The sequence below is a fragment of the Burkholderia anthina genome (genome assembly GCF_902498995.1).
GTDB lineage: Bacteria > Pseudomonadota > Gammaproteobacteria > Burkholderiales > Burkholderiaceae > Burkholderia > Burkholderia anthina.
On sequence record NZ_CABVLY010000002.1, the window covers coordinates 266,969 to 293,344 of the forward strand.

Sequence of the window (26,376 nt, forward strand, 5' to 3'; positions counted from 1 at the left end):
CTTTCCTACCGATTCGACATGCCGATTTTCATTGCGCTATTCGCGCTCATCGCCCTGGGATGGGGCGCCGTTCACCTGTTTCACGTCATCGCAGCGCAGTTCGGCCAGCCGGTCGCGATCGCGGCCGCCGTGCTCGCCGCCGCGATCCTGATCGCGCTGATCGCGTGGTGGATCAAACGCCGCCGCGACATCGCACCGAACACGAAAGAACAAGGCTGGACCCACATCGTGCATCGCGCATGGGGCGAGTTGCGCGTGTCCGCGACGCAGGGGCTGCTGTGGCTGTCGCATGACGGCGCGGACGGCCGCTATACGCTGTCGCAACTCGACGGCTGCGAGGCCGCGCCGATCGACGGCCGCTGGCATCTCGTCGTGCGCGTGCGCGATGGCGTACGCGGCGAATGGAAACTGCCGATGATGGACAAGCGCGACGCGCAGCGCTGGGCGCGCGTGCTGATGCTCGCGAAGGACAACCGGCTGTAACGGACTGCGGCAGCGGGCAAGCGCCGGCGCGGCTTCGCGCGATGCATGCTGCGCCCGGCCGCGCCTCACCTGCGACGCACGTTCCGCACAACGCCCCCCGCCCGCGCACGATGGCGAGCGAACCCACCCGCACCACCGCCCCCTATCGCGCGCCAAGCGCCCATAACGCATCGAGCACATGCTGTGTCGGCCGCTCGACCGGGCCGGCCCGATGCGCGATGCCCAGTTCGCGCCACAACGCTGGACGCAGCGGCCGCATCACGATCCGTGCGTCGGGCAGCGGGGCACCCGCCTCGTGCGGCAGCAGCGTCGCGCCGTAACCCGCGGCAACCAGGCTCTTGATCGCATCGTTGTAGTTGAGTTCGATACGCGGTTCGGGCCGGTGGCCGCCGAGCGCGAACCATTCGGTCGTGAGCCGCGACAGGCGCGTGGTCGCATCGTTGAGAATCAGCGGACGCGCAGCCAGATAGGCCGGCGTCACACGCGCCGGGAACTGCCAGTCGGCGGGTAGAAAGGCCAGCACCGGATCGCGCCGCCACGCGCGGATCGACAGCCCCGCGACCGCCGGCTGCGGCAGCGCAACCAGCCCGACGTCGAGCGTGCCCTGCGCGATGCGCGCCAGCGTGTCGGACGACGTGAGCACCGCGATCTGGACATCGATATCCGGATGCTGCTCGCGCAACCGGGCCACCGCCTGCGGCAACAGATGGGCGATCGCTCCGGTGGACGCGCCGAGGCGCACGCGTCCGGTCAGCCCCTGCACCTGCCGCTGCACGTCGTCGAGTGTCGACTCGACCTCGGCCAGCAGACGGCGCGCCCGCTCCACCAGCACTTCGCCGATGGTCGACGGCCGCACGTTGCCGCGCGTACGCGACAGCAACGGCGCGCCGACGCGGCTTTCGAGTTCGGCGACGTGAAGACTGACGGTCGGCGGCGCGAGATGAAGCAATTGCGCCGCGGCCACGAAGGATCCCTGGTCGGCGATTGCGACCAGCGTACGCAGCCGGTCCAGGCTGATCTCGCGCATGCCCACCTCTCGTTCAGGAAAACTGAATCCGGTAATCAGGAAATTCAACTTTTCCTATTCTAGGCGTTCGACGGACGATACGGTTTTCCCGACGTCCGAAGCAAGGAGCGCGACCATCATGAGCTTCCCCACTGTCTACATCGACGGCGATCAAGGTACGACCGGACTGCAGATCCACGAGCGCCTGCGCGATCGCACCGACCTGCGGCTCGTCACGCTGCCGAACGCGGAGCGCAAGGACCCCGCGCGGCGCGCCGAAGCGATCAACGCATCCGACATCGCGATTCTGTGCCTGCCCGACGCCGCCGCGCGCGAAGCGGTCGGCTTCATCCGGAATCCGGCGGTACGCGTGATCGACGCGAGCTCGGCCCACCGTACCGATCCGGAATGGGTCTACGGCTTTCCCGAGATGGTCGAGGGGCACGCGCAGAAGATCGCACGCGCACGGCGCGTCACCAATCCGGGCTGCTATCCGACGGGCGCGATCGGCCTGCTTCGGCCGCTGCAACAGGCGGGCCTGCTACCGCGCGACTACCCGGTGAGCGTCCATGCCGTGTCCGGTTACTCGGGTGGCGGACGCAGCGCCGTCGACGCATTCGAGTCGAACGGTGCCGCTCGCGCGAAACCGCTGCAGGTCTATGGCCTCGCGCTCGCGCACAAGCACGTGCCCGAGATCCAGCTGCATGCCGGGCTCGCGCATCGTCCGCTGTTCGTGCCGGCTTACGGCGCCTATCGGCAAGGCATCGTGCTGACCGTGCCGATCAACCTGCGCCTTCTCCCGGCCGGCACGACCGGTGAGTTGCTGCATGCATGTCTCGCGCACCATTACGCCGGCGCGCGCCATGTCGAGGTCACGCCGCTCGCGGACGCGCGCACGATCACGCATCTCGATCCCGAGGCGCTGAACGGTACGAACGACCTGCGGCTCGGCGTGTTCGTCAACGACGAGCACGGTCAAGTGCTGCTCTCCGCCGTGTTCGACAATCTCGGCAAAGGCGCATCCGGCGCGGCCGTGCAGAATCTCGACCTGATGCTCGGCGCGACGAGCGTGGCGGAAGCGGCGTAGGTCGCCTGTCGACCTCGTCGCGAGCCGGCCCTCGGCAAGCAGATCGGCAACGCCATCGCGTTTACGGCTCACGACGCTGTTGCGAACCGTAAACGCGCGTCAGACGATACCCGGAACCTGCCCCCGAAAAAGCTCACCTTTGGCCGATTTCAGCCCGGATCGTCGTTCGCCGCAGCGTTCAGGCCGGCGAACGTCTCGGCCAGAAAATCGACGCACACGCGCACCTTCGCCGACGCCGCGACGCGTTCCGGATACACGGCCCAGATGTTCGCCGGCTGGTGCGCTTCCGGCAGCACGCGGCACAGCGCGCCGCGTTCGATCAGCGGCCCCGCTTCCCAGATCGAGCGCAACACGATCCCGCGCCCGGCCAGCGCCCATTGCACGGCCACTTCGCCGTGGTTCGTCGACAGCGCGCCGCCGACCTTCACGGTTGCCGTTTCGCCGCGCAGGTTCAGCCGCCAGACACCGAACGGATGGTCGCGCTCCTTGATCGCGAGACAGTCGTGCGACGCGAGATCCGCGAGCGAGCGCGGCGTGCCGCGTCGCGCGAGATAGTCGGGCGACGCGCACAGCACGCGATAGTTCGCCGCGAGGCGGCGCGCGATCAGGTGATCGGCGATGTCGTCGCCGATGCGCACGTCGAGGTCGTAGCCTTCGCCCGCGACGTCGACGAGCCGGTCGAACAGATCGAGCCGCACGTTCAGCTGCGGGTAGCGCGTGGAGAAGTCGAGCAGCGCCGGCGCAACGACATGCCGGCCGAAGCCGAAGCTGCTCGAGATGCGCAGCGTGCCGCGCGGCACCGTGCGCGTGGTGGACACGTCTTCGACGAGATGGTCGACGTCGTCGAGAATCTTCTCGGCGCGCGCGAACACGCGCTCGCCGGCCTCCGTGACCGTCACGCGGCGCGTCGATCGATGCAGCAGCCGCGTGCCGAGTTGCGCCTCGAGCAACGCGATGCGCTTGCTGACATAGGCAGGCGACACCGCGAGTTGCTCGGCGGCCGCGCTGAAGCTCGTCAGACGGACGACCAGGCTGAACACGCGCAGGTCGTCGAGATTCGGCGATTTATTCACGATTCGTGGAAAGTCGATTAACCTTTCGCTGGATTTTAATCCGAATGGAAATAAATAAAATGGCGGCATGTTCCGCTGCGCATGCTGCCGGCGGCCCGACCAGCCTAGGAGACTTGCATGAGCGACAGAACCTACAAGATTGCCGTGATTCCCGGCGACGGCATCGGCCGTGAAGTGATGCCCGAGGGGCTGCGCGCGCTGGACGCCGTTACGGCGCGTTTCGGCATCCGCTTCGAGTTCGAGCAGATCGACTGGGCCAGCTGCGAGTACTACGCGCAGCACGGCAAGATGATGCCGGACGACTGGAAAGCGCAGTTGTCGGGCATGGACGCGATCCTGTTCGGCGCGGTCGGCTGGCCCGCGACGGTGCCCGATCACATTTCGCTGTGGGGTTCGCTGCTGAAATTCCGCCGCGAATTCGATCAGTACATCAACCTGCGGCCCGCGCGCCTGTTCGATGGCGTGCCGTCGCCGCTCGCCGGCCGCAAGGCGGGCGACATCGACTTCATGATCGTGCGCGAGAACACCGAGGGCGAATATTCGTCGGTCGGCGGCACGATGTTCGAAGGCACCGAACGCGAAGTGGTGATGCAGCAGTCGATCTTCACGCGCCACGGCACCGAGCGCGTGCTGAAGTTCGCGTTCGATCTCGCGCAGCGCCGGGCGAAGCGCCTGACCGTCGCGACGAAGAGCAACGGCATCGCGATCAGCATGCCGTGGTGGGACGCGCGCGCGGCCGAGATGGCCGAACGCTATCCCGGGATCGCCGTCGACAAGCAGCACATCGACATCCTGTGCGCGCGCTTCGTGCTGCAGCCGGACCGCTTCGACGTGGTCGTTGCATCGAACCTGTTCGGCGACATTCTTTCCGACCTCGGGCCGGCCTGTACGGGCACGATCGGCATCGCGCCGTCGGCGAACCTGAATCCGGATCGCACGTTCCCGTCGCTGTTCGAGCCGGTGCACGGCTCCGCGCCCGACATCGCGGGCCAGTACGTCGCGAATCCGATCGCGATGATCTGGTCGGCGGCGATGATGCTCGACTTCCTCGGCAACGGCGCGGGACGCGAGCGCGAAGCGCACGACGCGATCGTCGCGGCGATCGAGGACCTGCTGCGCACGGGGCCGCGCACGCGCGATCTCGGCGGTCAGGCAGGGACACGGGAAGTGGGCGAGGCGATCGCGGCGCGGATCGCCGGCTGAACGATCGCCGCGAACGATGCGCAGCTGGATGGGCGTCGATGCATGCCGTGTTCAGCGGTGAGCGACACGGCATGCCGCTGCGCACCTGTTCCGATTCCGATGTATGTATCGGTGCATGCGTATCGATGTCGAACGGTGAGCCACGCGATTCGATGACACGCACGGTTGTGCATCGGCGCATCGGTGCGATGAGTATCGCGTTGAAATCGAGCGGTGAGTTGCATCGAGTGTGGATACCCACCGATCGAACCTCACCGCATGTCTTGCGAATGCGCGTGCGTCCGATACTTCCGTCAGCGCAATCGCGCGGCCTCACGCGAAGATCGATCGGTGAGGTGCCGCGCGTAAAACACCACACCGCAGGCACGGAAAGCGCCTTCTCCCGAAAACGCTCACCTCAACGCGCTGCCCCCGTATTTCCTCACCTTTGAACACAGGCATCGCGCTCGACGGACGATCGGGCGCGACACCATCGTGCGTGTCACAGCCCGAGATCGGACAAGCCGGGATGATCGTCCGGACGACGACCGAGCGGCCAGTGGTACAAACGGTCCGCTTCACGGATCGGCAAATCGTTGATGCTCGCGTGGCGATGCGCCATCAGGCCGTTTTCGTCGAACTCCCAGTTCTCGTTTCCGTATGAACGAAACCAGTTGCCGGCATCGTCATGCCATTCGTACGCGAACCGCACCGCGATGCGATTGCCGCCGAACGCCCACAGCTCCTTGATCAGCCGATAGTCGAGCTCGCGCGTCCATTTCCGCTGCAGCAGGCCGACGATCTCGTCGCGCCCCGTCACGAACTCCGCGCGATTGCGCCACCGGCTCTGCGGCGTATAGGCAAGCGACACGCGCTGCGGATCGCGCGTGTTCCATGCATCCTCCGCGGCGCGCACTTTCTGGCGCGCCGTGTCGAGCGTGAAGGGCGGAACGGGCGGACGAACTTCCGGGGAAACGGACATGGGATGCTCCTGTTCAGGGTTCCGGCCGCGCACGAGCGCGGCCGTCGGGACGGACTACTTCGATGATCGGGAAACCGTATCGAGCAGCAGGTCGGCGGTTGCGCGCGCGTCGCGCGCGGCATTGGCATCGCCGCTGACGAGCGCCACGCCGATCGCGCCGTCGATCAGTACCAGCCATTGACGCGCGAGGCGGGCGAGCCCGCGACGCTCGATCCCGGCTTCGTCGGCGTACGCGTCGAACCGCTCGCGCACGAACGCCAGCAACCGCGCCTTGTGCATGCGCGCGACGACCCGCACCGGATCGTCGGCGTCGGCAATCTCGCCGGACGCATTCAGGAACGCACAGCCGTGAAAGTCGGGTTGCGAAAACCAGTCGCGCAGTACGTCGAACATGCCGAGTAGTTGCGCGCGCGCAGACTTGCCACGCGCCAGCGTCGCGTCGACGAACCAGCGCATCCAGCGCGCGTCGCGACGTTCGAGCGCCGCGACGACCAGCGCTTCCTTCGATTCGAAATGCGAATAAAAGCTCTTTCGCGCCGCGCCGGACCGCTTCACGATCGCATCGACGCCCGTGGCGTGGATTCCGCCCGAGTAGATCAGCGCTTCGGCCGCGTCGAGCAGCCGGGCGCGCACGTCCGGCTCGACGGGCAGGGGGTCATGTGTGTTCATGGGTTAACGGTAGAACGATCATTCTCCTCCGTCAACCGATTCATCGGAAAGCCCTTCCGGCGGAAGGGGTGAACGGGTAACGAAAAGGTGCTCGGGCGGGGGGCTTCGCCGGGTCGTCGACGATCGGCAATGACACGGCGCCAGGCGGAAGTCGCGGCCGCCGGAGGAAGGAATCCCCTGGAGGCCGGGCGCCCCCCCGTCGGGTTCAGAAGTAATGAACGATACCCAGCATCGCGCCCGTCTGATTGTGGCCGGCAACGACGTCGGTATCGTAGCCGTTCAGGCCGAGATTCGAGCCGTGGCTGTTCTTCACGTAGCCGATCTCGGAATAGAGCGCCGTCCGCTTCGACAACTGGTATTTCGCGGTCGCGGCCAGATAGAGCGGCCGTTGGCCGGCCGACGTGATGTCGGTCCAGAAGACGGCGCCGGCGAGCGTGAGCGGCGCGGACACGCGATATTCGAGGCCGCCCCAGAACTCGTTGGCATGGGCTTGCGTGCTCGAGTCCAGCGGCAGGGTGCTGCTCAGCCACCGGTAGCCGACGAACCCTTTGGCCTTGCCGATCCGATAGGTCGCCGCCGCGGCGAAATGCTGCTCCTTGCCGGACTGGGTGGCGATGGACGTGCCGTTGCGCATGTCGTAGACCACCATCGCCGCGAACGGGCCGGTGGCGTACTGGACGGCGGCGCCGATTTCCCGACCGACCTTGAATTCTCCGGGCACCTGGCCGCCGTTCGCGATCGTCGCGTCGTATCCGGTGCTGTACAGCGCCTCGAAGCTGACCGCGCCGGCACGGCCGTGGTATTTGACCGAGTTGTCGGCCCGGCCCGTGAATTGCCCGTCGGTCTGCTTCAGGCCGTAGACGGCATAGTCGAGCGGATCGTAGCGCACGGAAAAGTCGTACATCGGCACGCGCTGCCGGCCGAACGTCAGCGCGCCGTAACGGCTGTCGAGACCGACGAACGCCTGGCGGCCGAAGATGCGTCCGCCTTGCTGCGATTTGCCCTGGGTAATGTCGATGCCGCCTTCCAGCGTGAAGATCGCCTTCAGGCCGCCGCCCAGATCTTCCGTGCCCTTGAGTCCGATCCGGCTGCTCTTGACGCCGCCGGACTCCTCGCGCACCAGATGCGAAGCGTGGCCGGCCGCATCGGGCGCACCGGTGAGAAACTCCACGCCGGCATCGGCGACGCCATACAGCGTCACGCTCGATTGCGCATGCGCGCCCGCGCTCAACGACGCCGCGACGATACCCGCCCAAAGCGGCTTCATGCCGCGGGTTGCCCCTCTGTTGCTCATCACTGTCTCCTGGTTGTGTCGACTGCCGTTCCACCGCGTGACGGAGATGGAGCGATCGCCGATCTATCGAGTAGTTGTACTGAATTTGATGACGAATACGTCGAGCCGGGCTCGATCGTATTGGCGGACGTGTCCCGTTCCCGGGCCGCCCGCCCTCGGCCGCCGGCGGCCCGAGCGGATCCCGCCGATCTTCACCGGCCCGGCACGACGGCCTAGCGGGACATCGCGGGTGCGGCGTCGGGGCCGGCCTGCTTTGCCGGTTCCTCCGCGCGGCCCGCGGAAGGCGGTGTATCGTCGAGCCGGATCCACAACGTGAACAGCGGGCCGAGCAGCAGCACGACGATCGACGCGGCGAATGCAACCACCCATCTGCCGTGCGACACGTCGAGCAGCAGGCCGACGACGATCGGCGACACGGCGCCCGCCAGCGCCATGCCGGTGAAGGTGCACGCGCTGGACGTGGCCGAGTGCTCGCGCGAGACTTCCGTGCCGACCACCCACAACGGCGAGTCGGCCAGTTCGGAGCAGAAGAACGCGAAGCCGAGGCAGAGCGAGCTGATGGTGACGTCGCGGGTGAACAGCAGCGGCAGCAGGCAGACGATCGACGACAGGAACCCGAAGATGATGACTTCACGGCGTGCGCGCAACCGGTTGCCGGTGCGGGTGAAACGCCAGTCGGTCAGTATCCCGCCGGCTGCCGTGCCGAGCGAGCCGCCGAGCAGTACGAGCGCGGAGAAGATCGCGTTGTGCGACAGCTTCATCCCGTAGCGCTGCGAAAAGAAGGTGGGAATCCAGTTCAGGAAGAACCAGAGCACCCATCCGTGGCAGAAGCATGCCGCGCTGGCGGGCCACACCCGGCGCATCATGTCCCGCCAGTCGACCGGGCTGCGTACCGGCGCGGGGCTGGCGGGCGACGCGTCGTCATGCCGCCTGGCTTCGTTGAGCCCCAGATACATCACCGCCATGTAGACGAGCGTAACCGCGCCGAGAATGATGAACGTGAGCCGCCATGAAAAGGCGACGATCAGGCCGGTGACGATCAGCGGCGCGAGCGCGTTGGCAATGCGCCCGGTGGCATGCATCACGCCCTGTGCCGCGCCGCGGCGCTCTTCCGGGATCACCCGGGCGATCATCCGCGCGGCCGTCGGATAGATCGGCGCTTCGCCGACGCCGACGAAGAAACGTGCCGCAACCAGCGCGACCAGGCTGCCGACCAGCCCCGTCGCGATGGTCGCGATCGCCCACAGCGAGCCGTACAGCAACAGGCCCTTGCGGGAGCCGATCCGGTCGCTGTGCCAGCCGCCGGGGATCATGAAGCAACTGTATGCGAGCGCGAACGCGGAAAAGATGAAGCCGAGGTGCGTGTTGCTGAAGCCGAGTTCCTTGCTCATCACGGGCGCGGCGACCGACATGTTGGTCCGGTCGACGTACATGATGAACGCCATGATGCAGAGCAGGACGAACGTGATCCTCGCCCTGCTTCGCTGCGGCTGCGAAAGGGACATGTCTTCCTCCATTCATTGTTTTATGTGGGACCCGCGCGCCGGCGTCGCGTCGCGACGGCCGGCATGCGTGGTCGGGACAACCGACGCGAAGCCTACGCCCGGAAGAAGCTGCTCAGCGCCTCGTAGGTTTCGTCGGGACACTCCTCCTGCAGATAGTGGCCCGACGGGACGGTGGCGGTCCGCACGATGCGATTCGCGTAGCGGCTCCACACCTGCGCGGCATCGTGATTGCGTCCGACGCCGCCCTTCTCGCCCCACAGGATCAGCGACGGCACGTCCACGCGGCGCCCGGCGTCGTAGTCGGCGGTGTCCATGTCGAGATCGATGCCGAAGGTCGCGCGGTAGTCCTCGCACATCGCGTGGATCACGTCGGGATTCTTGATGCAGCGGATGTAGTCGGCGAGCGCCTCGGGGCCGAAGAAACTCGTGCCCTGGTCGGTCTTCGACAGCTTGCGGCGGATGAAGAATTCCGGATCCGCGCCCATCATCGTCTCCGGCGTCGGGTAGTCCTGCACCATGAAGAACCAGTGCCACGAGAACTTGCCCCACTGGCGCGTCACGTTGTTCAGCAGATGGTGCTGCGGCAGCATGTCCATGAACGCCGCCTTGAGCACCTTGCTCCCGTGATCGAGACACATCCGGTGCAGCACCCGCGCGCCGCGGTCGTGGCCGGCAGCGAAAAACTTCGTGAAGCCGAGCGTTTCCATCACCTCGACCTGATCCTGCGCCATCGCGCGGAACGAGTAGTCGGAATGGTCGCCGCCGCCGGGCGGCTTCGAGCTGTCGCCGTAGCCGCGCAGATCGGTGCAGACGACCGTGAATTCCTTCGCGAGACGCGGCGCGATCTTGTGCCACGACAGGTGATTGAACGGGTTGCCGTGCATGAGCAGCAGCGGCGGCCCTTCGCCGCCCTTGACCGTCACGATTTCGGCTCCGCTGGTCTTGATCGTCGTTTTGGTGAAATTTTCGAACATGGGCATGACTGACCTCTATGGCAATGCGTAAACGCGTTGTTGCAGATGCGCTGCGCGCGCCGTCTCCAGGCGGCGCAGCGGGGCGGAATGCGGCCGGTGCGGACGCCGCGTATCTCGTTCAGTGCGCGAGCGCCTCGCGCGACGCCTTCCGGGCGCTCGCGGTGCGCGTCGCGACGTCGAAGGCGGCCGCAGTTGCACCGACGTCCGCGTCGCCGCGCCCGACGATGTCGTACGCGACCCCGTGGGCAGGCGTCGCGTAGACGGTCTTCAGGCCGCCGGTCAACGTGACGCCCTGCGAGAAGCCGAGCAGCTTCGTCGCGATCTGCCCCTGATCGTGATACATGATCACCACCGCGTCGAAGTCGCCGCGGCGCGCCTTGATGAACACCGTATCCGACGGGAACGGGCCTTCGCTCGCGAGACCTTTCTCGCGCAGGGCTTCCAGCGTCGGACGAATGATCCGGATCTCCTCGTCGCCGAACAGGCCGTTTTCGCCGCCGTGCGGGTTGAGCGCGGCGACGCCGATGCGCGGCGCGGTCTTGCCGAAGGCGCGCATCGTGTCGTGAGCGAGCGTGAGCGCGCCTTCGATCCGGTCGGGCTTCACCATGTCGACGGCCTGCCGCAACGCGACGTGCGAGGTCACGCGAAACGTCGAGAACTGCGGAATGATGTTGACTTCGCCGAAGTACCCGACGTGGCCCGTCCAGTCGGCGAACATCTGGTGCTCGTCGTGGTAGTTCCAGCCGCCACGATGCAGCGCTGCCTTGTTCAGCGGCGCGAAGCAGATGCCGTCCAGCTCGCCGGCCAGCGCGAGGTCGGTCATCACCTTGAGCGTCTCGCCGGTGAGGCGCCCCGATTCCGCGTTCAGTTCGCCGCGCGGGAAGCGGGCCGGGTCGATGTTGTGCAGGTCGATCAACGGCACCGCCGCCGCATCGTGCACCGCGTCCTTCACGTGCGCGATCTTCACGTACGGAATACGCTGGCCGGCGTCCTTCATGCCGAGTTCGAGCACGCGCTCGTCGCCGACGATCACGACGTCGGCTTTCTGCCGCGTCTCGGCAAGCGACAGCAGCTTGACGATCAGTTCCGGGCCGATCCCGGTGACGTCGCCGAGCATCAGGCCGATCAGGGGTTTCATGCGGGGGTTCTCCATATCGGTTGTAGTTGGAAGACAGGGGTTCATTCGCGATGCGCGGGCCGTTCACCCGCGTCGCCGGACAGCGGCAGTACGCTCGCCCAGGGGTTGTCCGCGCGATGACGCGCTTCGAATGCGTCGATCTGCGGCAGCATCCTCAGCGACGCGCCGAGCACGTCGAGGCCGTCGAGGAACATCTGCCGGTGCCGCTCGTCCATGCGAAACGCATAGGTGCGGCCCGATGCGGTGCGCACCGTCTGCCCCGCGACGTCGATCGCGATGCGATGGGTCGCCGGGTTCGAGATCTCCGCGGTGATGGCGTCGATCTCTTCCGGTTTCAGTACGATGGCGAGCAGCCGGTTGTTCGCCGCGTTGTAGTAGAAGATTTCGCCGTAGCTCGGCGCGAGCACCGCTTCGATGCCGCCTTGCTGCAGCCCCCACACCGCGTGTTCGCGGCTCGAGCCGCAACCGAAGTTCGCGCCGCCGACCAGCACCTTCGCACCGGCATAAGCGGGCATGTTCAGCACGAAGCCGGCGCGGGGGCTGCCATCCGGCAGGAAGCGCAAGTCATGCAACAGGCCGGCGGCAAGGCCCGACTTGTCGGTGCCGAGCAGGAACTGCTTCGGCATGATCTGATCGGTGTCGAGATTGGCGATCGGCAGCGGCGCGGCCACGCCGTTCATGCGCGAGAAATCAGGCATCGCGGTGCTCCCATTTGCGGATGTCGGTGATGCGCCCGGCGATCGCTGCCGCGGCGGCCATGGCGGGGCTCATCAGATGCGTGCGGCTGTCGCGCCCCTGACGGCCCTCGAAATTGCGGTTGGTGGTCGACGCGCAGCGCTCGCCGGGGCGCAGCACGTCGTCGTTCATCGCGAGACACATCGAGCAACCCGGCTGACGCCATTCGAAGCCGGCCCTGATGAAGATCTCCGACAGCCCCTCCCGTTCGGCTTGCGCGCGCACCGTGCCGGAGCCCGGCACGATCATCGCGCGCACCGTCGGCGCGACCCGCATCCCGTCGCGCAGCATCGCGGCGGCAGCGCGCAGGTCCTCGATACGACCGTTCGTGCACGAACCGATGAACACCCGGTCGATCGGCGTGCCCTCGATCGATGCGCCCGGCGCGAGACCGATATAGTCCAGCGCGCGGGCGGTGGCTGCACTCGCGACGCGGTCCGCGCCGTCTTGCGGCGCGGGAATCAGGCCGTCGACCGGAATCGCCTGGTCGGGGCTCGTTCCCCACGTGACGTACGGCGCGACGTCGCCGGCGTCGATCGCGATTTCACGGTCGAACCCGGCGCCGGCATCCGTGCGCAGCGTGCGCCATGCGTCGATCGCCGCTTCCATCCGCGCTTCGTCCAGGTTGCCGCGATGCGCGCGCAGGTACGCGAAAGTGATGTCGTCCGGCTCGATCAGCACCGCGCGCGCGCCGGCCTCGACGGTCATGTTGCACAGCGTCATCCGCGCTTCCATCGACAGCGCGCGAATCGCGTCGCCGACGTATTCGACCGCATAGCCGCGCGCGCCCTGCGCGCCGATCTTCGCGATCACGCACAGTACGAGATCCTTCGCAGTGCTGACCGCCGGCAACCGGCCGTCGATCCGGATGCGCATCGTATGCGCGACGCGATACGACAGCGTCTGCGTGGCCAGCACGTGCTCGATCTCGGACGTGCCGATGCCGAACCCGAGCGCGCCGAATGCACCGTAGGTGGTGGTGTGGCTGTCGCCGCACAGTACGACCATGCCGGGGCGAATCAGGCCCGATTCGGGCGCGACGACGTGTTCGATGCCCTGCAGCGGATCGTTGACGTCGAACAGCTTGATGCCGTATCGCGCGCAGTTGCGCGTGAAATTCGCCGCCTGGCGTGCGGCCGCATCGATCGCGATCACGCGCTTGCCGACCGGATCGGGCCGCGTCGGAATCACATGATCGACCACGCCCATCTGCTGCCCCGGCCGCAACACGCCGACGCCGCGCTCGACGAGGCCGTTGAACGCCTGCGGACTGGTGTACTCGTTCATGATGTGCAGATCCGCGTAAAGCAGGACGTGCTCTGCGTCGAGCTTCGCGACAGTATGCGAATCGACGAGTTTCTGATACAGCGTGCGCGACACATCTCCTCCGATGGAATGGGGCGAGGGAATACGTCAGTGAAGGACGTTGAATGCAAGCGGGCTTGCTATGGGAACTAGTCTATAGAGATGGTTGATGCATATAATGCATTTTCATTTAATCTATTTTTAACTTCAGTTTATAAATAGGTCTGTCAGTGGATTCCATCTCCGATCTCGCGTTTTTCGTGCAACTGGTCAAGCACGGCAGCCTGTCGGCGCTGGCGCGCGAAGTCGGCGTCACGCCGCCCGCGGTCACCGCACGGCTGGCGCGGCTGGAGGCCCGGCTCGGGGTCCGGCTGCTGAACCGCACCACGCGGCGCATCAGCGTCACGCAGGAGGGCGAGCTGTATCTGTCGCACGGGGCGCGGCTGCTGCTCGAACTCGAGGAACTCGACCGGATGGTGTCGAGCGCGCGAGCGATACCCAAAGGGCTGCTGCGCGTGAACGCGACCTTCGGCTTCGGCCGGCGCCACATCGCGCCGGCGATATCCGAGTTCGCGCGGCGCTATGCGGAAGTGGAAGTGCAACTGACGCTGACCGATCGTTCGATTCGCCTCGCGGACGAGGCCTACGACGTCGGCATCTGGTTCGGCGAGGTGCCCGATTCGCGGCTCGTCGCGCGCAGGATCGCACCGAACCGCCGGCTGCTATGCGCGTCGCCGGCCTATCTGAAGCAGGCCGGGACGCCCGCCACGCCGCGCGATCTGCATGCGCACAAGTGCATCGTGCTGCGCGAGAACGATGCGGCCTACGGGACGTGGCACCTGAGCCGGGGGCGCAAGCAGGAAACGATCAAGGTCCGCGGTGCGTTGAGCAGCAACGACGGCGAGACCGCGCTCGTCTGGGCGCTCGAAGGCCACGGCGTGCTGATGCGCTCGGAGTGGGACGTCTACCCGCATTTGCGCTCGGGGGCGCTGGCGGTGGTATTGCCGGAATGGTCGCTGCCGGGCGCGGACGTCCATGCGGTATGCGGTGAGCGGCTCAACGCTTCGGCGAAGGTCGTGGCGTTCATCGACTTTCTCGTCGAATGGTTCGGCGGCACGGCGGGGCGCGCGGCGGGCAAAGCGAACGCGCGGAACTGGATGGCGCGCGGCGAATGACGGGTGAGCGGCTTCGGCGGCGCTCGACGGAAACGCGGTGAATCACAGCGCAACGGCGCGAAAACCGGCAGCAAGGAGGCGCGCGCTACGGTACGACTCGTGTGCGGTGGAGGGTATCGAGCCGTCGAAGCGGAGCCGATTCGACGGCTGAACCGCGCTCCCGAATCTTCTCACCTTATGCACGCACCCGACCTGCGGACGGCCGGGAAGTCGAACGCCGATACGGGCGGGCAGGCGACGCGACGGCCGCGCCGCCCTTCGGCATTCAGGTCGTCCAGTCGAGAATCACCTTGCCGCTTTCGCCGGACAGCATCGCGGCGAAGCCTTGCTCGAAATCGTCGGCCGCGAAGCGGTGCGTGATGATCGGCGACAAATCGAGGCCGCTTTGCAGCATCGCGACCATCTTGTACCAGGTCTCGAACATCTCGCGACCATAGATACCCTTGATCTCGAGCCCCTTGAAGATCACCTGGTTCCAGTCGATCGCCGTCTGTGCGGGCGGAATGCCGAGCAGCGCGACCTTGCCGCCATGATTCATCGCCTCGAGCATGCTCGTGAACGCGCTCGGCACGCCCGACATCTCGAGGCCGACATCGAAGCCTTCCGTCATCCGCAGGTCGGCCATCACATCGCGCAGCGACTCGCGTGCGACGTTGACCGCGCGCGTTGCGCCCATCTTGCGCGCGAGTTCGAGGCGGTAGTCGTTGATGTCGGTGATCACGACGTTGCGCGCACCGACGTGCTTCGCGATCGCGACCGCCATGACGCCGATCGGGCCCGCGCCGGTGATCAGCACGTCCTCGCCGACGAGGTTGAACGACAGCGCCGTATGCGTCGCGTTGCCGAACGGATCGAAGATCGACGCGAGATCGTCGGAGATCTCCGGCGGAATCTTGAACGCGTTGAATGCGGGAATCGCCAGATACTCGGCGAATGCGCCCTCGCGGTTCACGCCGACGCCGACGGTGTTGCGGCACAGATGCCGGCGGCCCGCGCGACAGTTGCGGCAGAAACCGCACGTGATGTGACCTTCGCCGGACACGCGATCGCCGATCGCGAAGCCGCGCACTTCCTGCCCCATCTCGACGATCTCGCCGACGTATTCGTGTCCGACGTGCATCGGTACGGGAATCGTCTTCTGGGCCCAGTCGTCCCACTTCCAGATATGGATGTCGGTGCCGCAGATCGCCGTGCGGCGAATCTTGATCAGCACGTCGTTGTGTCCGACTTCGGGGCGCTTCACGCGCGTGAGCGTGAGGCCCGGGCCGCGCTCGAGCTTTGCCAGTGCTTTCATGATCGCGCCTCCGTCAGACGATACCGAGCGACTTGCCGACGCGCACGAACGCGGCGACCGTCTGATCGACCTGTTCGGGCGTATGCGCGGCACTCATCTGCGTGCGGATGCGCGCACGACCGCGCGGCACGACCGGGAACGAGAAGCCGATCACGTAGACGCCTTCGGCGAGCAACCGGTCGGCCATGTTCGTCGCGAGTTGCGCGTCGCCGAGCATCACCGGGATGATCGGGTGCGCGCCCGGCACGAGCGTGAAGCCCGCGGCCGTCATCTGTTCGCGGAAACGCACGCCGTTCTCGCGCACGCGCTCGCGCAGCGTCGCGCCTTCGTCGCTGCCGAGCAGTTCCAGCACCTTCAGCGACGCTGCGGCAATGCTCGGCGTCAGCGTGTTCGAGAACAGGTACGGGCGCGAACGCTGACGCAGCAGCTCGACGATCTCGCGGCGGGCCGCGACATAACCGCCCGATGCGCCGCCAAGCGCCTTGCCGAGCGTGCCGGTGATGATGTCGACGCGGCCGTCGACGCCGCAATGCTCGGGCGTGCCGCGGCCATGCGCGCCGATGAAGCCGACCGCGTGCGAATCGTCGACCATCACGAGCGCGCCGTAGCGATCGGCGAGGTCGCAGATGCCTTTCAGGTCGGCGATGATGCCGTCCATCGAGAACACGCCGTCGGTCGCGATCAGCTTGTGGCGCGCGCCCGCTGCGTCGGCTTCCTTGAGCTTCGCCTCGAGGTCGGACAGGTCGTTGTTCTTGTAGCGAAACCGCTTCGCCTTGCACAGACGGATGCCGTCGATGATGCTCGCGTGATTCAGCTCGTCGCTGATCACCGCGTCGTTCTCGTCGAGCAACGTCTCGAACAGGCCGCCGTTCGCATCGAAACAGCTCGAATAGAGGATGCTGTCCTCGGTGCCGAGAAACGCGGCCAGCGCGCGCTCGAGCTGCTTGTGCACGGTTTGCGTGCCGCAGATGAAGCGCACCGACGCCATGCCGAAGCCGTCCTGATCGAGCCCGGCCTGCGCCGCGGCGATCAGGCGCGGATCGTTCGCCAGACCCAGATAGTTGTTCGCGCAGAAATTCAGCACGCCGGCACCGCCGGCGAGCCGCACGGCCGCGGCCTGGGGACTCGCGATCTCGCGCTCGGTCTTGTAAAAGCCGTCCGCGCGGATCTGGTCGAGCGTCCCGCGCACCTGGGCGAGAAAGGCATCACGCATCGCAAAGCTCCTGACAGGGTTTCGCAATCCGTCGCGCGCCACTCGTGGCGGCAGCGCAACGGCCTGCTACTGTTATAGTCGGTCGTTCGGTTGACCGCATTTATCCGATATTCCGAACTAGAATTCGAAATATCGAACAACTCTAAGCGAACGGAAATCAAATGGCAAGTTCCCCCGCGTCGCGTCGCACGCGTGCCGACGCCGCACCGCCGCAGCCGGCCGTGACGCCGCCGCGCGTCGGCGAGCAGATCCAGCGTCTGCGCAACGAGCGCAAGCTCACGCTCGACGACCTGTCGCGCGCGGCCGGCGTATCGAAATCGATGCTCTCCGAGATCGAGCGCGACAAGGCCAACCCGACGATCGCGGTCGCGTGGCGGCTCACGAACGCGCTGGGCATCACGCTCGACGAACTGTTCTCGCAACCGAAAGCGCCCGAGACGATCCGTGTGGACGGCCCGCACGACATTCCGACGCTCGCCGGCCACGACGGCCGCTACCAGTTGCGCGTGTGGGGCCCGATCGATCTGGCCGGCAGGTTCGAGTGGTACGAGCTGACGCTGCCGGGCGGCGGCGCGCTCGTATCGAACGCGCACGAACCCGGCACGCGCGAACACCTGACCGTGCTGCAGGGCGCGATGGAAATCGAAGCCGCGGACGCGAGCCGGCGCCTGAAAACGGGCGACACCGCACGCTATCCGGCCGACACGCCGCACGCCATCCGCAACCCCGGCAAGGCCGAAGCACGCGCACTCCTGATCGTGATTCATCGCTGACGATGCGGATAGCTGGCCGAAAGGCCAGTTGCGGAAAATACTGTATGTTTGTACAGTATACAAACATTCCGCCATGCATGGCCGGAGTCGGCGCACCGAGGCGCCTGCTTCGGTCGACAGGAGCCTGCGATGACAGAAGAACAAGATTTGGCCGCGCTCAGCTTCAAGGCCGCCGCGCACGACCTCGAACTGATCGTCCACCATATTGCCGGGCGCTACATCCGCCAGCGCGTCCCGTTGTCGTGGCGTCTGCTGCACGCCATCGAAGCCGAGGCGCTCGCCGATCTCGGCTTTGCCAGCCGGCATGACGCCGGCATGCGCCAGCTGTTCGAACGCCCGTCGGACATGACCTTTCCCGAAACGGACGATCCGATCGACTTCGGCCGATCGAACGCACTCCCCGCCGTCTTCTCGTTCGCGGTGCTCGCCTATGAAGCAGCGGCGGCGTCGCAGAACGCGTCGTCTCGCGAGCGCGCTCACCGCCCGTCGAAGGCTTGGGGCGACTGACGCCAGGCTCGGGGCCGTCCAGCGCGGCGGCCTGCTCCAGCATCCTGCTTACTGCCCGCGACGTTGCGGAAAGGGCTACCATACACGCAACTAACGGAATAAATGACATGTCTCTTCCCACGCCCCCCGACATCCCCGTACGGCCTGAAGAAAAGGACCTGTTCGACCGCGGCGCGTCCGACTGGATCCTTTCGCCCGAAACCGCGTTCGACGCATGGCTTGCCATGCAGGACTACCGTCGCTCGTCGGCCGATGTCTATCGCGCGCAATGGGGCGCGTTTCTCACCTGGCTGAGTGCTCATCAGAAAAACCTCGCTACGGTCGATACCGCGTCGATCGCTCACTTCGTTGGCGAGCTCCCGATCCGGAAAACGCAACGCATGCGCTATTTACGGTTGATCGAGCGCGTGCTCGACCATATCCGGCGTACCGAGTTCGCGTCGACCAACCCCGCCCGCTTCATTGCTCAGGATGGCGAAGCGACCTGGCGAAAAGCTCGCGACAACGAACCGACCGGTTTCCTGACACCGGCCGAGCGCGCAAAGTTGCTGGCTTACCTGTTTTCGCCGATCGGCGTGTCCGGCTCCGCGTACTGGAAGGAGCGGCGCGATCGCGCGCTCGTCGCCGCGTTTCTGGGCGCCGGCGTGAAAACCGGCGAAGCACGCGCACTTACGATTAGTTGCATCAATACGAGCGGCACCTCGCTGCAGATCCAGTCGACGCATCCCGATTTCGCGCGCGAAACCCATCTCGCGTCGTTCGCGATCGCGCTGCTCGAAGCGTGGCTCGTGGAACGCAAGCGTCAGGAAATTCCGGGCGAACTCGTATTCCCCGCATCGCATGCCGGGCGGCCGATGCACAAGGCGACGATGCTCCGCGCGATCGATGCGATCGTCGAATCCGCCGGGCTCACGTCGTCGCGCACCGCGCGCGCGAGTCCGCAAACGCTGCGCAACACTTACGCGGCCGAATTGTTCGAACACGACGTACCGCCCGAGCGGGTCGGCAAATGGCTGGGTTTCATGCGGCCGATCTCGTCGAACCGCCTGCATCGCGCATGGAAAAACTGGCGCGACGATCTCGCCAACGGTGATGCGTCCGACCAGGATGAAACTCACTGATTCGGAGCAGGCTGCTCACGCGACATGATCCGTGAGCAGCCTTGTGTGGCGCAGCCTCACCGTTTCTCAGCTCCCGAAAAACCTCACCTCAAGCTTCCCGGACAATCTCACCTGTGAAGCCGCGCCGGCAATCGCCGGCTCAGCTGCGGGCAAAGCGCACGACAGCCTCGAATCGGGAAGGCCATGCCCCCGACGCATGTTCGCATTCGGGGCACGACACTTCGAAGCCGTCGTCACCATGTGACAGCTCCGGCTCTCCATCGCAATGCGGGCACTGGTTCGGAACCGGAATCTCATGATCCAGCGACGTCCCGATCGCGGAAAACGCGTCCGCGTCCAGTTGACCGGCATCGGCCAGCCGCTGAATCAGCGCCGAAATCTCCGGACTCATCCCGCGGCTCGCGCGCAGCGTGCTCACATCGCGCGTCGCGCGCTCCAGTTCGTCGCTTTGGGTCCGCAACTGCTCTTCGAGCCGGTCCGCGCGGGCCTTGGCCGAACTCAGTTGCTGAAGGAAATCGAATTCCTTGCGCTGCACGTCGCGCAGGCCGCTCTGGTAGGTCGATGCCATGCTGCGCAGCGAATCGAGTTCGACCAGCATTGGTTTGACGCGGCGTTCGGCTTCGGCCACCGCGTCCTTGATCTGCTGCGCATAGTGTTCGGTGCGCTGCTGCAACTCGGCCTGCAGCGTATCGATGCGATCGCGTAGCGCCGCGTTCTGCGTCTGTTCGGCGTCGACGCGGCCGGCCATTGCGGCCAGTTCCTTTTCCAGTCGGGCGACTGTGGTGAGCAGCGTCGCTTCGTTTGCCGAACCGTGAGTCGATTGCGACGCGAGCTGGACTTCGAGCTCGGTCACGCGCGTCTGCAACTGGTCGTTGCGGGTTTCGCTACGAGCCAGTGCCTCTTCGAGCGTTTCCTGGCGAACCGTGGCGTCGCGCAGACGCTGCTCCGCATCGGTCACGCCTGCGCGAATCTGTTCGCGGTCGACGTCGAGGCTCTCCCGGGCGGCTTTCAACGCTTCTTCATAGAGCGCACCGAGCAACGCCCCCGCCTTTTCCTCCACAGCTTTTGGAATTGCCGCGCCGTCGAGCCTGACCTTGGACGCGGAGCGAATGCGTTCCCAGAAATGATCGATGTCCTTCGGAATGTCGCTGGCGCTGCCGGTCTGGGTCAGATCCCGGACGTTGGCAGCTGACGGCCGAATGCCGAGATCGAAAAACAAACGCTTGCACGCATGCAGCGACAATTCCTGGCGTCGAGCGCCGCTCGCGCGTAGCGATTCGAGTTCTTCCCGGATGGCGTGGCGGATTTCATCCAGCGTCATGGCATGGCTCACAGACATTGATATGTTGCGATCATAACGAAATACGTGTCTTTTGATACTTGTTTTCGTCGACCGTCGCGAATTTACGTCGCTTTGCACAGAAATCGGGTCTGTGAGCCGATCCAGGCGAGCCATGCTTCAAATTCCGTGAAACAAAGCGAAGAAAGTCCGTCAAGTCATTGTATTGCAAGCATTTTCCTGCATGCCCCCAAAAAGGGCATTTGTTTCACATGACGACTGATATCGCAGCCTGTGGGTGTTCAGGGGTTGGTGTGTCTGTGGAAAACTCGGGAACGAATGTCTTGAGAGTATTAGAAGTAAACACCCTTGAACCCTTAGTTAAAAACGTTAACGCCACGGCACAGCCTTATGTAGCAAGGCTTTCCGGGCGACGAGGTGAAGTTTTACGGGAATCAAGGTGATCTTTTGCGGGAGCAGAAGTGATGGGGTTCGGGGAGCTGCGTGAGCCGATGCAGGAAAGATCGTGAGCGGATTCGGGATCACAGTGAAACACGCGTTTTCCCAAAGGTGAGGCTTTTCGGGGTCGCACAGCCGCAGAACCCGCACTGTGTCGGCATGCACAGATTTCTGCCTGTGCAGACATAGGTGAGATTTTGCGGGACCTTCTTCCTGCCCCGATTCTGCCCATCTTTTAGGCGTTTTTCCAGAAAGGTGAGGTTTCACGGGACTCGCAGCGGATTTGCTGTGAGGGTTTCCGGGAACCGGCCGCCATTTTGCACAGCAAAAGCACCCAGTGAGGCCTGTGAAGCCCGAAAGGTGAGGCTTTTCGGGAGGGAAATCCGGGTTTTCCTGCCCGGATCCCGTTGAGGTGAGGTTTTTCAGGAGATAAATCACAGCCGGCGGGCACGCTCACAGGTGAGAATTTTCGGGAGTGCTGTTTGCCCGAAAATTGGTCAAAGGTGAGGCTTTTCAGGACCTGTGACCCGAGGAATTCGGTGAAATGCCCGCCAGGACTGGCCGAAATCCGATTTTTTCTGTGCCACTTTTTGGCACAGGTGAGGTTTTTCGGGAGTCGACACACAGCTGTCGTACTCGCTTCGATGCCGGAAAGGTGAGATTTTTCGGGGGAAGATCACCGGACCCCGCGGAACGCCAGTTGCGCCTAAGTATCGGACGCCATTGAGATTTTTGATACCAAGACGGTTACGGTGAGATTTTTCGGGAGTCGCTTTTGCGTCCGTTGCAGCGCCGCTTTTTTCAATAAGGTGAGGCTTTTCGGGAGGTCTTGGCGGCCAATCCCGCGTGTGTCGGGGATTCGTTGGCGTGCGGATCACAGAATGACGGGTTGATTGGGTGAGGATTTTCGGGACCGAACGCATTCTGTGCGCTGTACAATGCGCGCCTGGGCCTGTGAAGCAGGTTGGCTCCACGCTTCGGAGCCGCTTTTCGGGCCGCGTTTCCGGATGCCGGAGATGATCGCGATCGGCCGGCCAGCCGCGCCTGTACATGCATACAGGCTTGCACAGGGCCGCCGAAGCGATGTCGTGACATGCAGTGGCGACGCTGTGACCGGCGCATGTCGAAGCAGTCGTAAAATTACGACAAATCGAAAGGTGAGGTGATACGGGAGCCGGTTTCGCACGTGTCGTGCACAGGCAAAAATCTGTGAACCGGCGCATCCCGCGACACGTCTGGAAGAGTCCGGAACGCCCTGATTTCGGACCGGTGAGCGTTTTCGGGAGGCCGCTGGGGTGAGTGCTGCTTTGCACGCGCGCTTCACCGGCTATGGTGAGTATGTCGTTCTGGACGCACATCACCACAGGCGCTATCCTTCCGGGAAACTTCTCTTCCGACCCGACGCATGGCCACGAAGCGCGCCAAGAAAACCGATGTGGATGTGGTGAGTGCCAGTTCAGCCGAATTGCGTAAGGCCGTCGAGGCGATCGCAATTCAGCCGAAGAGCGGCAAGATCACGCTCCTGACCCGCAAGCTGTTCAACGTCCTGCTCGCCGTCGCGCAGCAGGCCGACGACTCGGGCGATACCTATCGCGCGCTGCTGTCGGACATCGTCGCAAATTCCGCCTTCGATTCGAACGACACCGCGCTGGTGAAGGAACACCTGCGCCGCATGGTGTCGGTCCAGGTCGAATGGAGCACGGGCACGTCGAGCCAGAAGCCGGGCCGCAAGTGGGGCATCTCGACGCTGATCGCCGATGCCGAAATTCTCGAGGATCCGGCCACCCGACGCGTGTGGGTCGAATTCTCGTTCGCGCCGAAGATCAAGAAGAAGCTGCTCGACCCGGTCCAGTACGCACGCCTGAGCCTGCAGTTCCAGAGCCAGTTGCGCAGCAGCGCCGGTCTTGCGCTGTACGAAATCTGCGTGCGCTATCTGACGAACCCGAGCCATCTGACGATGCGCGAGCCGTGGGAATGGTGGCGTCCGATTCTGTCGGGCACGCCGGACACGGAAGCCGGTGACGAGGCGAAGCGCGAGTACAAGTACTTCAAGCGCGACTATCTGCGTCCGGCGATCGCCGAGGTCAACGCGGTCACCAACATCTTCGTCGAGCTGATCGAGCATCGTGAAGGGCGGCGGGTCGCGGAGATCCAGTTCCGCGTGACCGAGCGCAAGCAGCCGATGCTTGCGCTCGACGAGCATCCGAACGTGTTCGACAGCACGCTGGTCGACCGGATGGTGAAGCTCGGGATTCCGCTCAAGGAAGCGCAGACGCTCTACGCGGACAGCGAGGAAAACCGGATTCGCGCGGCGCTGCAGATGACCGAGCAGCGGATGCGCAGCACGACGCTGCCGCCGGTGCGCAGTGCGCCCGCATTGTTCAAGGATGCGCTGAAGAAGGGCTATGCGCCGCCGGTCGAGTCCGTCGACGCGCTGCCGGCCGGCACGCCGTCGGCGAAGGTCGTCGCGGCGCAGCCGGACGATTTGAAGGCGCGTCTGCTGAGCGAATTCTCGGCGTTTCGCCGCAAGGAAGCGAAGGTGCTGTACGAGGAGCAGGGCGACGCCGAGCGCGAAGTGGCGCGCGAGTCGTTCGAGTCGGAGGTGTTGCCGACGATGGGCTCGCACCTGCGTGACGACTGGCGCAAGCGCGGCCTCGAGTCCAAGCTGGCCGAGACGGCATTTTTCGACTGGCTGGCCCAGAAGACCTGGGGCGAGCCGACCGACGGCGACCTGCTGTCGTTCACCCTGAATCAATCGCGGGCCGCCTGAGGCCCGCTCAGGCCCGCTGACGGGCCGCCGCCGGCCACCCCCGCCTACCGCGCGGGCCCGGCGCGTCGCCAGGCCCTGCCGGCCGCTTCCATCACTCCGACAACAGCATCCGCTCGAGCTGCTCGAGAATCGCGTCGCGCTTTTCCTTCGGAAGCCCGCGTAGGCGCAGTTCGATGCGGTCTTCGCCATACGACTTCAGGTCGCCGACCGACTTGCCGCCGAGCTTGATCTCCAGACGTTGCGCATAGCGCTGCCGCCCCGCCGGCTTCGGTGTCTCTTGTGCCGCGACACGGCCCTTGACGATGTCCGACACCTGACGCGTGCTGAGGTCGTCCGACACGATCTTGTTGATCAGTCGCAGCGTGGCTTCGGTGCCGCGCGCATTGTGATAGCGGCCGACCTGATACGCCATGTTCGAACCGAAGCGATCGGGACGCGCAACCATCTCCTGCATGACGGCTTCCGGCAGCTTGCCGATCGACAGCGCAACGGCGACCGTCGACTCGTCGAGGCCAAGATGTTCGGACAGCTCCTTCTGACTCTGGAAATGCTTGTCGTCGAGGAAGCGGCGCCACACGACGGCGTTGTCGAACACCGTCTGCGAATCGCGTTGCACGTTCAGGTCGTAACCGAGCTTGTAGCTCTGGATACCGATCGGCACGTCGATCACGATCGCCTTCACCGATTCCTTGTTCGCTTCCTTCAGTGCGCGCACGCGGCGGCCGCCGTCGCTGACGAAATACGTGCCCGGATTGTCGTAGTCCGGAATCACGTGAATCGCCTGCTGTTGCCCCTGCTTCGCGAGGTTGACCGCGAGCTCGGCGATCGACGATTTCAGATAGAAGTGGCGCGGATTGAACGGGCTATGCTTGATCGTCTTCAGCGGCAGCTCGATCACCTGGCCGGGGGCATAGCGGTTCTCGAGACGCCACGCGCGATATTGCGCCGACTCGTCGGACAGCGAATCGGGCACGACTTCCGGAACGGGCGGCGGTGCGATGTCCTTCTTCGCCGACTTCGTCGGCGCGGGTGTAGCAGTCTCGGACTTGACGATGCCGTCGATGGCATTCAGCCGATCAAGCGCCGTACGCTTCTCGCTCGTCGTGATATCCGGGCGCGCCTGGAATCCTTTTGCAAATTGGGAGGGCTTCATGTGACTCCTTTATGCGCATAAAGTCAGGGCAGCATGGCGACGATTTCGTCGGCACATGCGCGGATTTCCGCAGCGGCCAGCTTGGCGCCGCGATCGTTCATCTGCAGCACGGTCTGACCGAGCGCCATCGCCTGCTTGTACGCTTCCCGGGTCGGGATTTGCGTCTTCAACAACGGGAAGCCGAGTTCCTCGAGCGCGCGCTTGAGCTCGCGCGTCAGCATCCGCTTCTCTTCGGTTTTGTTCAGCAGGAAGACGGCACGGAGGTCTTCGTTCATCACTTGCGCCTGCTGGATCAGCTTGACCAGCCCGACGCTCGACCAGTAATCGGCCGGCGACGACGAAGTCGGGATCACGGCGATCGAAGCGGCCAGCAGTACGACGCCGGACACCTTCTCCGTGATCGACGGTGGGCAATCGACGACGATGATGTCGTAGTCGTTGATGAACTTCTTGATCTCGCGATGGATCTGGCCGCCGGCTTCTGCGAGGTTGACGACCGGGAAAGGAATGCCGGTGTCGCTATCGCCGGACGCGCTTGACCAGTGAACCAGTGTGTTTTGACCGTCAGCGTCGATGACGAGGACGCGCTTCCCTTTCTCGTGGAATGCCGCGCCGAGGTGCATGGCAATCGTGCTTTTGCCGACGCCACCTTTTTGTTGAGTGACTGCAATGATTTCTGCGGCCAATTTTCACTCCTGTTTTTGGTCGTTGGAATTCTACAGGACGATATTTATATTTCAATGAAATTGTCGTTCACCAACTACGCATTAGCCATTCGGGCTATCGGTTTATGCGCATAAACGAGGCGGCGAATATCGGGTGGCCGAGGTGTCGCGGTTGTGCGGCTATGAACGGTCGATGAGTGGCTGGATAGCGGACCGACAGAAGGGGTGGTTTCATGTCGGAGAAGCCAGTTGCTCGCTGCGATGTGGAGGCATCTGCCCTTTCGCGTGCTCAGGAGATCTGCTGCCCTGGAAGGCGAGTTTGTGCGCATAAACTTTGGAGGGGGCGGCGGATATTCGCCGGCGGGATCCGCCGTTCGACCTTGAGCTTCGACGGGTGCGTCTGCGCTGCGCAGGCTGCTGAAATGCTCGGGATGCTCGGGATGCTCGGGATGCTCGGGATGCTCGGGATGCTCGGGATGCTCGGGATGCTCGGGATGCTCGGGATGGCGCGGTGGCTGCGTGCCAGTCATCTCA

The 26,376-nt window shown here is 64.8% G+C and carries 23 protein-coding genes; 8 read left to right on the forward strand and 15 right to left on the reverse strand.

Annotated elements, in window-relative coordinates:
- Positions 1-18: 18 nt before the first annotated feature.
- On the forward strand, positions 19-483 hold the full coding sequence (locus tag BME24068_RS04065; protein WP_098554401.1) for a hypothetical protein: 465 nt from the start codon (positions 19-21) through the stop codon (positions 481-483).
- A 142-nt stretch (positions 484-625) separates the two neighbouring features.
- Here BME24068_RS04065 and BME24068_RS04070 read toward each other — a convergent pair whose 3' ends face one another.
- Positions 626-1,510, reverse strand: a complete 885-nt coding sequence (locus BME24068_RS04070; protein WP_096508894.1) for a LysR family transcriptional regulator — start codon at positions 1,508-1,510, stop codon at positions 626-628.
- A 118-nt stretch (positions 1,511-1,628) separates the two neighbouring features.
- Between BME24068_RS04070 and argC the strand changes: the two genes are divergently transcribed.
- On the forward strand, positions 1,629-2,576 hold the full coding sequence (argC, locus tag BME24068_RS04075) for an N-acetyl-gamma-glutamyl-phosphate reductase (protein WP_174925229.1): 948 nt from the start codon (positions 1,629-1,631) through the stop codon (positions 2,574-2,576).
- A 149-nt stretch (positions 2,577-2,725) separates the two neighbouring features.
- On the opposite strand, the gene BME24068_RS04080 is transcribed toward argC, so the two are convergent.
- Positions 2,726-3,649, reverse strand: coding sequence for a LysR substrate-binding domain-containing protein (locus tag BME24068_RS04080; protein WP_174925230.1), 924 nt, complete (start codon positions 3,647-3,649; stop codon positions 2,726-2,728).
- A gap of 117 nt (positions 3,650-3,766) precedes the next feature.
- On the opposite strand from BME24068_RS04080, the gene BME24068_RS04085 reads away from it, so the two are divergent.
- Entirely contained in the window at positions 3,767-4,852 is a 1,086-nt protein-coding gene (locus BME24068_RS04085) for a tartrate dehydrogenase (protein WP_096508891.1), read from the forward strand.
- A 481-nt stretch (positions 4,853-5,333) separates the two neighbouring features.
- Here BME24068_RS04085 and BME24068_RS04090 read toward each other — a convergent pair whose 3' ends face one another.
- From BME24068_RS04090 to leuC, 8 genes are all read right to left on the reverse strand, one after another.
- A complete protein-coding gene (locus tag BME24068_RS04090; protein WP_096508890.1) occupies positions 5,334-5,813 on the reverse strand; it encodes a nuclear transport factor 2 family protein in 480 nt (159 codons plus the stop codon).
- A gap of 54 nt (positions 5,814-5,867) precedes the next feature.
- Positions 5,868-6,482, reverse strand: a complete 615-nt coding sequence (locus tag BME24068_RS04095; RefSeq protein WP_174925231.1) for a TetR/AcrR family transcriptional regulator — start codon at positions 6,480-6,482, stop codon at positions 5,868-5,870.
- 205 nt (positions 6,483-6,687) lie between these two features.
- Positions 6,688-7,776: a porin gene (locus BME24068_RS04100; RefSeq protein WP_174925232.1), complete on the reverse strand. Its 1,089-nt coding sequence runs from the start codon at positions 7,774-7,776 to the stop codon at positions 6,688-6,690.
- 212 nt (positions 7,777-7,988) lie between these two features.
- Complete coding sequence (locus tag BME24068_RS04105) at positions 7,989-9,281, reverse strand: MFS transporter (RefSeq protein ID WP_096508887.1); 1,293 nt, start codon at positions 9,279-9,281, stop codon at positions 7,989-7,991.
- 92 nt (positions 9,282-9,373) lie between these two features.
- Positions 9,374-10,261 (reverse strand): alpha/beta fold hydrolase, encoded by an 888-nt coding sequence (locus BME24068_RS04110; RefSeq protein ID WP_203368117.1) that lies wholly within the window; start codon positions 10,259-10,261, stop codon positions 9,374-9,376.
- Between the two features lie 112 nt (positions 10,262-10,373).
- Positions 10,374-11,393: a 4-hydroxythreonine-4-phosphate dehydrogenase PdxA gene (locus BME24068_RS04115; protein ID WP_096508885.1), complete on the reverse strand. Its 1,020-nt coding sequence runs from the start codon at positions 11,391-11,393 to the stop codon at positions 10,374-10,376.
- A 41-nt stretch (positions 11,394-11,434) separates the two neighbouring features.
- On the reverse strand, positions 11,435-12,091 hold the full coding sequence (gene leuD, locus BME24068_RS04120) for a 3-isopropylmalate dehydratase small subunit (RefSeq protein ID WP_096508884.1): 657 nt from the start codon (positions 12,089-12,091) through the stop codon (positions 11,435-11,437).
- Positions 12,084-13,508 (reverse strand): 3-isopropylmalate dehydratase large subunit, encoded by a 1,425-nt coding sequence (leuC, locus tag BME24068_RS04125; RefSeq protein WP_174925233.1) that lies wholly within the window; start codon positions 13,506-13,508, stop codon positions 12,084-12,086. Before leuC ends, leuD begins: the two co-directional genes overlap by 8 nt.
- A 155-nt stretch (positions 13,509-13,663) precedes the next feature.
- On the opposite strand from leuC, the gene BME24068_RS04130 reads away from it, so the two are divergent.
- Positions 13,664-14,608 (forward strand): LysR family transcriptional regulator, encoded by a 945-nt coding sequence (locus BME24068_RS04130; protein ID WP_096508882.1) that lies wholly within the window; start codon positions 13,664-13,666, stop codon positions 14,606-14,608.
- Between the two features lie 265 nt (positions 14,609-14,873).
- On the opposite strand, the gene tdh is transcribed toward BME24068_RS04130, so the two are convergent.
- The gene (gene tdh, locus BME24068_RS04135) at positions 14,874-15,902 is read right to left on the reverse strand and encodes an L-threonine 3-dehydrogenase (protein WP_096508881.1); all 1,029 of its coding nucleotides are present in this window, start codon (positions 15,900-15,902) and stop codon (positions 14,874-14,876) included.
- A gap of 13 nt (positions 15,903-15,915) precedes the next feature.
- Complete coding sequence (locus tag BME24068_RS04140; protein WP_174925234.1) at positions 15,916-17,115, reverse strand: glycine C-acetyltransferase; 1,200 nt, start codon at positions 17,113-17,115, stop codon at positions 15,916-15,918.
- Between the two features lie 161 nt (positions 17,116-17,276).
- On the opposite strand from BME24068_RS04140, the gene BME24068_RS04145 reads away from it, so the two are divergent.
- From BME24068_RS04145 to BME24068_RS04155, 3 genes are all read left to right on the forward strand, one after another.
- Positions 17,277-17,888 carry a helix-turn-helix domain-containing protein gene (locus tag BME24068_RS04145; protein WP_174925235.1) on the forward strand — a complete coding sequence of 204 codons (612 nt, stop codon included), beginning with the start codon at positions 17,277-17,279 and terminating at the stop codon, positions 17,886-17,888.
- 129 nt (positions 17,889-18,017) lie between these two features.
- Positions 18,018-18,395 carry a DUF2471 family protein gene (locus tag BME24068_RS04150; protein ID WP_174925367.1) on the forward strand — a complete coding sequence of 126 codons (378 nt, stop codon included), beginning with the start codon at positions 18,018-18,020 and terminating at the stop codon, positions 18,393-18,395.
- A gap of 107 nt (positions 18,396-18,502) precedes the next feature.
- Positions 18,503-19,516: a tyrosine-type recombinase/integrase gene (locus BME24068_RS04155; RefSeq protein WP_096508877.1), complete on the forward strand. Its 1,014-nt coding sequence runs from the start codon at positions 18,503-18,505 to the stop codon at positions 19,514-19,516.
- A 139-nt stretch (positions 19,517-19,655) separates the two neighbouring features.
- Here BME24068_RS04155 and BME24068_RS04160 read toward each other — a convergent pair whose 3' ends face one another.
- Complete coding sequence (locus tag BME24068_RS04160; protein ID WP_096508876.1) at positions 19,656-20,837, reverse strand: DNA-binding protein; 1,182 nt, start codon at positions 20,835-20,837, stop codon at positions 19,656-19,658.
- A gap of 1,822 nt (positions 20,838-22,659) precedes the next feature.
- Here BME24068_RS04160 and BME24068_RS04165 point away from each other — a divergent pair.
- Positions 22,660-24,024 carry a replication initiation protein gene (locus tag BME24068_RS04165; protein WP_096508875.1) on the forward strand — a complete coding sequence of 455 codons (1,365 nt, stop codon included), beginning with the start codon at positions 22,660-22,662 and terminating at the stop codon, positions 24,022-24,024.
- A 91-nt stretch (positions 24,025-24,115) separates the two neighbouring features.
- Here BME24068_RS04165 and BME24068_RS04170 read toward each other — a convergent pair whose 3' ends face one another.
- Both BME24068_RS04170 and parA read right to left on the reverse strand, forming a co-directional pair.
- Entirely contained in the window at positions 24,116-25,177 is a 1,062-nt protein-coding gene (locus tag BME24068_RS04170) for a ParB/RepB/Spo0J family partition protein (protein WP_174925236.1), read from the reverse strand.
- A 23-nt stretch (positions 25,178-25,200) separates the two neighbouring features.
- Positions 25,201-25,863, reverse strand: a complete 663-nt coding sequence (parA, locus tag BME24068_RS04175; protein ID WP_059448842.1) for a ParA family partition ATPase — start codon at positions 25,861-25,863, stop codon at positions 25,201-25,203.
- Between the last annotated feature and the right edge of the window lie 513 nt (positions 25,864-26,376).

What these genes read in the sequence shown, in the direction of transcription:
- BME24068_RS04065 (WP_098554401.1), top strand. Translation starts at nt 19, where the DNA reads ATGCCGATTTTCATTGCGCTATTCGCGCTCATCGCCCTGGGATGGGGC.
- BME24068_RS04070 (WP_096508894.1), bottom strand. Translation starts at nt 1,510, where the DNA reads ATGCGCGAGATCAGCCTGGACCGGCTGCGTACGCTGGTCGCAATCGCC.
- argC (WP_174925229.1), top strand. Translation starts at nt 1,629, where the DNA reads ATGAGCTTCCCCACTGTCTACATCGACGGCGATCAAGGTACGACCGGA.
- BME24068_RS04085 (WP_096508891.1), top strand. Translation starts at nt 3,767, where the DNA reads ATGAGCGACAGAACCTACAAGATTGCCGTGATTCCCGGCGACGGCATC.
- BME24068_RS04090 (WP_096508890.1), bottom strand. Translation starts at nt 5,813, where the DNA reads ATGTCCGTTTCCCCGGAAGTTCGTCCGCCCGTTCCGCCCTTCACGCTC.
- BME24068_RS04095 (WP_174925231.1), bottom strand. Translation starts at nt 6,482, where the DNA reads ATGAACACACATGACCCCCTGCCCGTCGAGCCGGACGTGCGCGCCCGG.
- BME24068_RS04100 (WP_174925232.1), bottom strand. Translation starts at nt 7,776, where the DNA reads ATGAGCAACAGAGGGGCAACCCGCGGCATGAAGCCGCTTTGGGCGGGT.
- BME24068_RS04105 (WP_096508887.1), bottom strand. Translation starts at nt 9,281, where the DNA reads ATGTCCCTTTCGCAGCCGCAGCGAAGCAGGGCGAGGATCACGTTCGTC.
- BME24068_RS04110 (WP_203368117.1), bottom strand. Translation starts at nt 10,261, where the DNA reads ATGCCCATGTTCGAAAATTTCACCAAAACGACGATCAAGACCAGCGGA.
- BME24068_RS04115 (WP_096508885.1), bottom strand. Translation starts at nt 11,393, where the DNA reads ATGAAACCCCTGATCGGCCTGATGCTCGGCGACGTCACCGGGATCGGC.
- leuD (WP_096508884.1), bottom strand. Translation starts at nt 12,091, where the DNA reads ATGCCTGATTTCTCGCGCATGAACGGCGTGGCCGCGCCGCTGCCGATC.
- tdh (WP_096508881.1), bottom strand. Translation starts at nt 15,902, where the DNA reads ATGAAAGCACTGGCAAAGCTCGAGCGCGGCCCGGGCCTCACGCTCACG.
- BME24068_RS04140 (WP_174925234.1), bottom strand. Translation starts at nt 17,115, where the DNA reads ATGCGTGATGCCTTTCTCGCCCAGGTGCGCGGGACGCTCGACCAGATC.
- BME24068_RS04145 (WP_174925235.1), top strand. Translation starts at nt 17,277, where the DNA reads ATGGCAAGTTCCCCCGCGTCGCGTCGCACGCGTGCCGACGCCGCACCG.
- BME24068_RS04150 (WP_174925367.1), top strand. Translation starts at nt 18,018, where the DNA reads ATGACAGAAGAACAAGATTTGGCCGCGCTCAGCTTCAAGGCCGCCGCG.
- BME24068_RS04155 (WP_096508877.1), top strand. Translation starts at nt 18,503, where the DNA reads ATGTCTCTTCCCACGCCCCCCGACATCCCCGTACGGCCTGAAGAAAAG.
- BME24068_RS04160 (WP_096508876.1), bottom strand. Translation starts at nt 20,837, where the DNA reads ATGACGCTGGATGAAATCCGCCACGCCATCCGGGAAGAACTCGAATCG.
- BME24068_RS04165 (WP_096508875.1), top strand. Translation starts at nt 22,660, where the DNA reads ATGGCCACGAAGCGCGCCAAGAAAACCGATGTGGATGTGGTGAGTGCC.
- BME24068_RS04170 (WP_174925236.1), bottom strand. Translation starts at nt 25,177, where the DNA reads ATGAAGCCCTCCCAATTTGCAAAAGGATTCCAGGCGCGCCCGGATATC.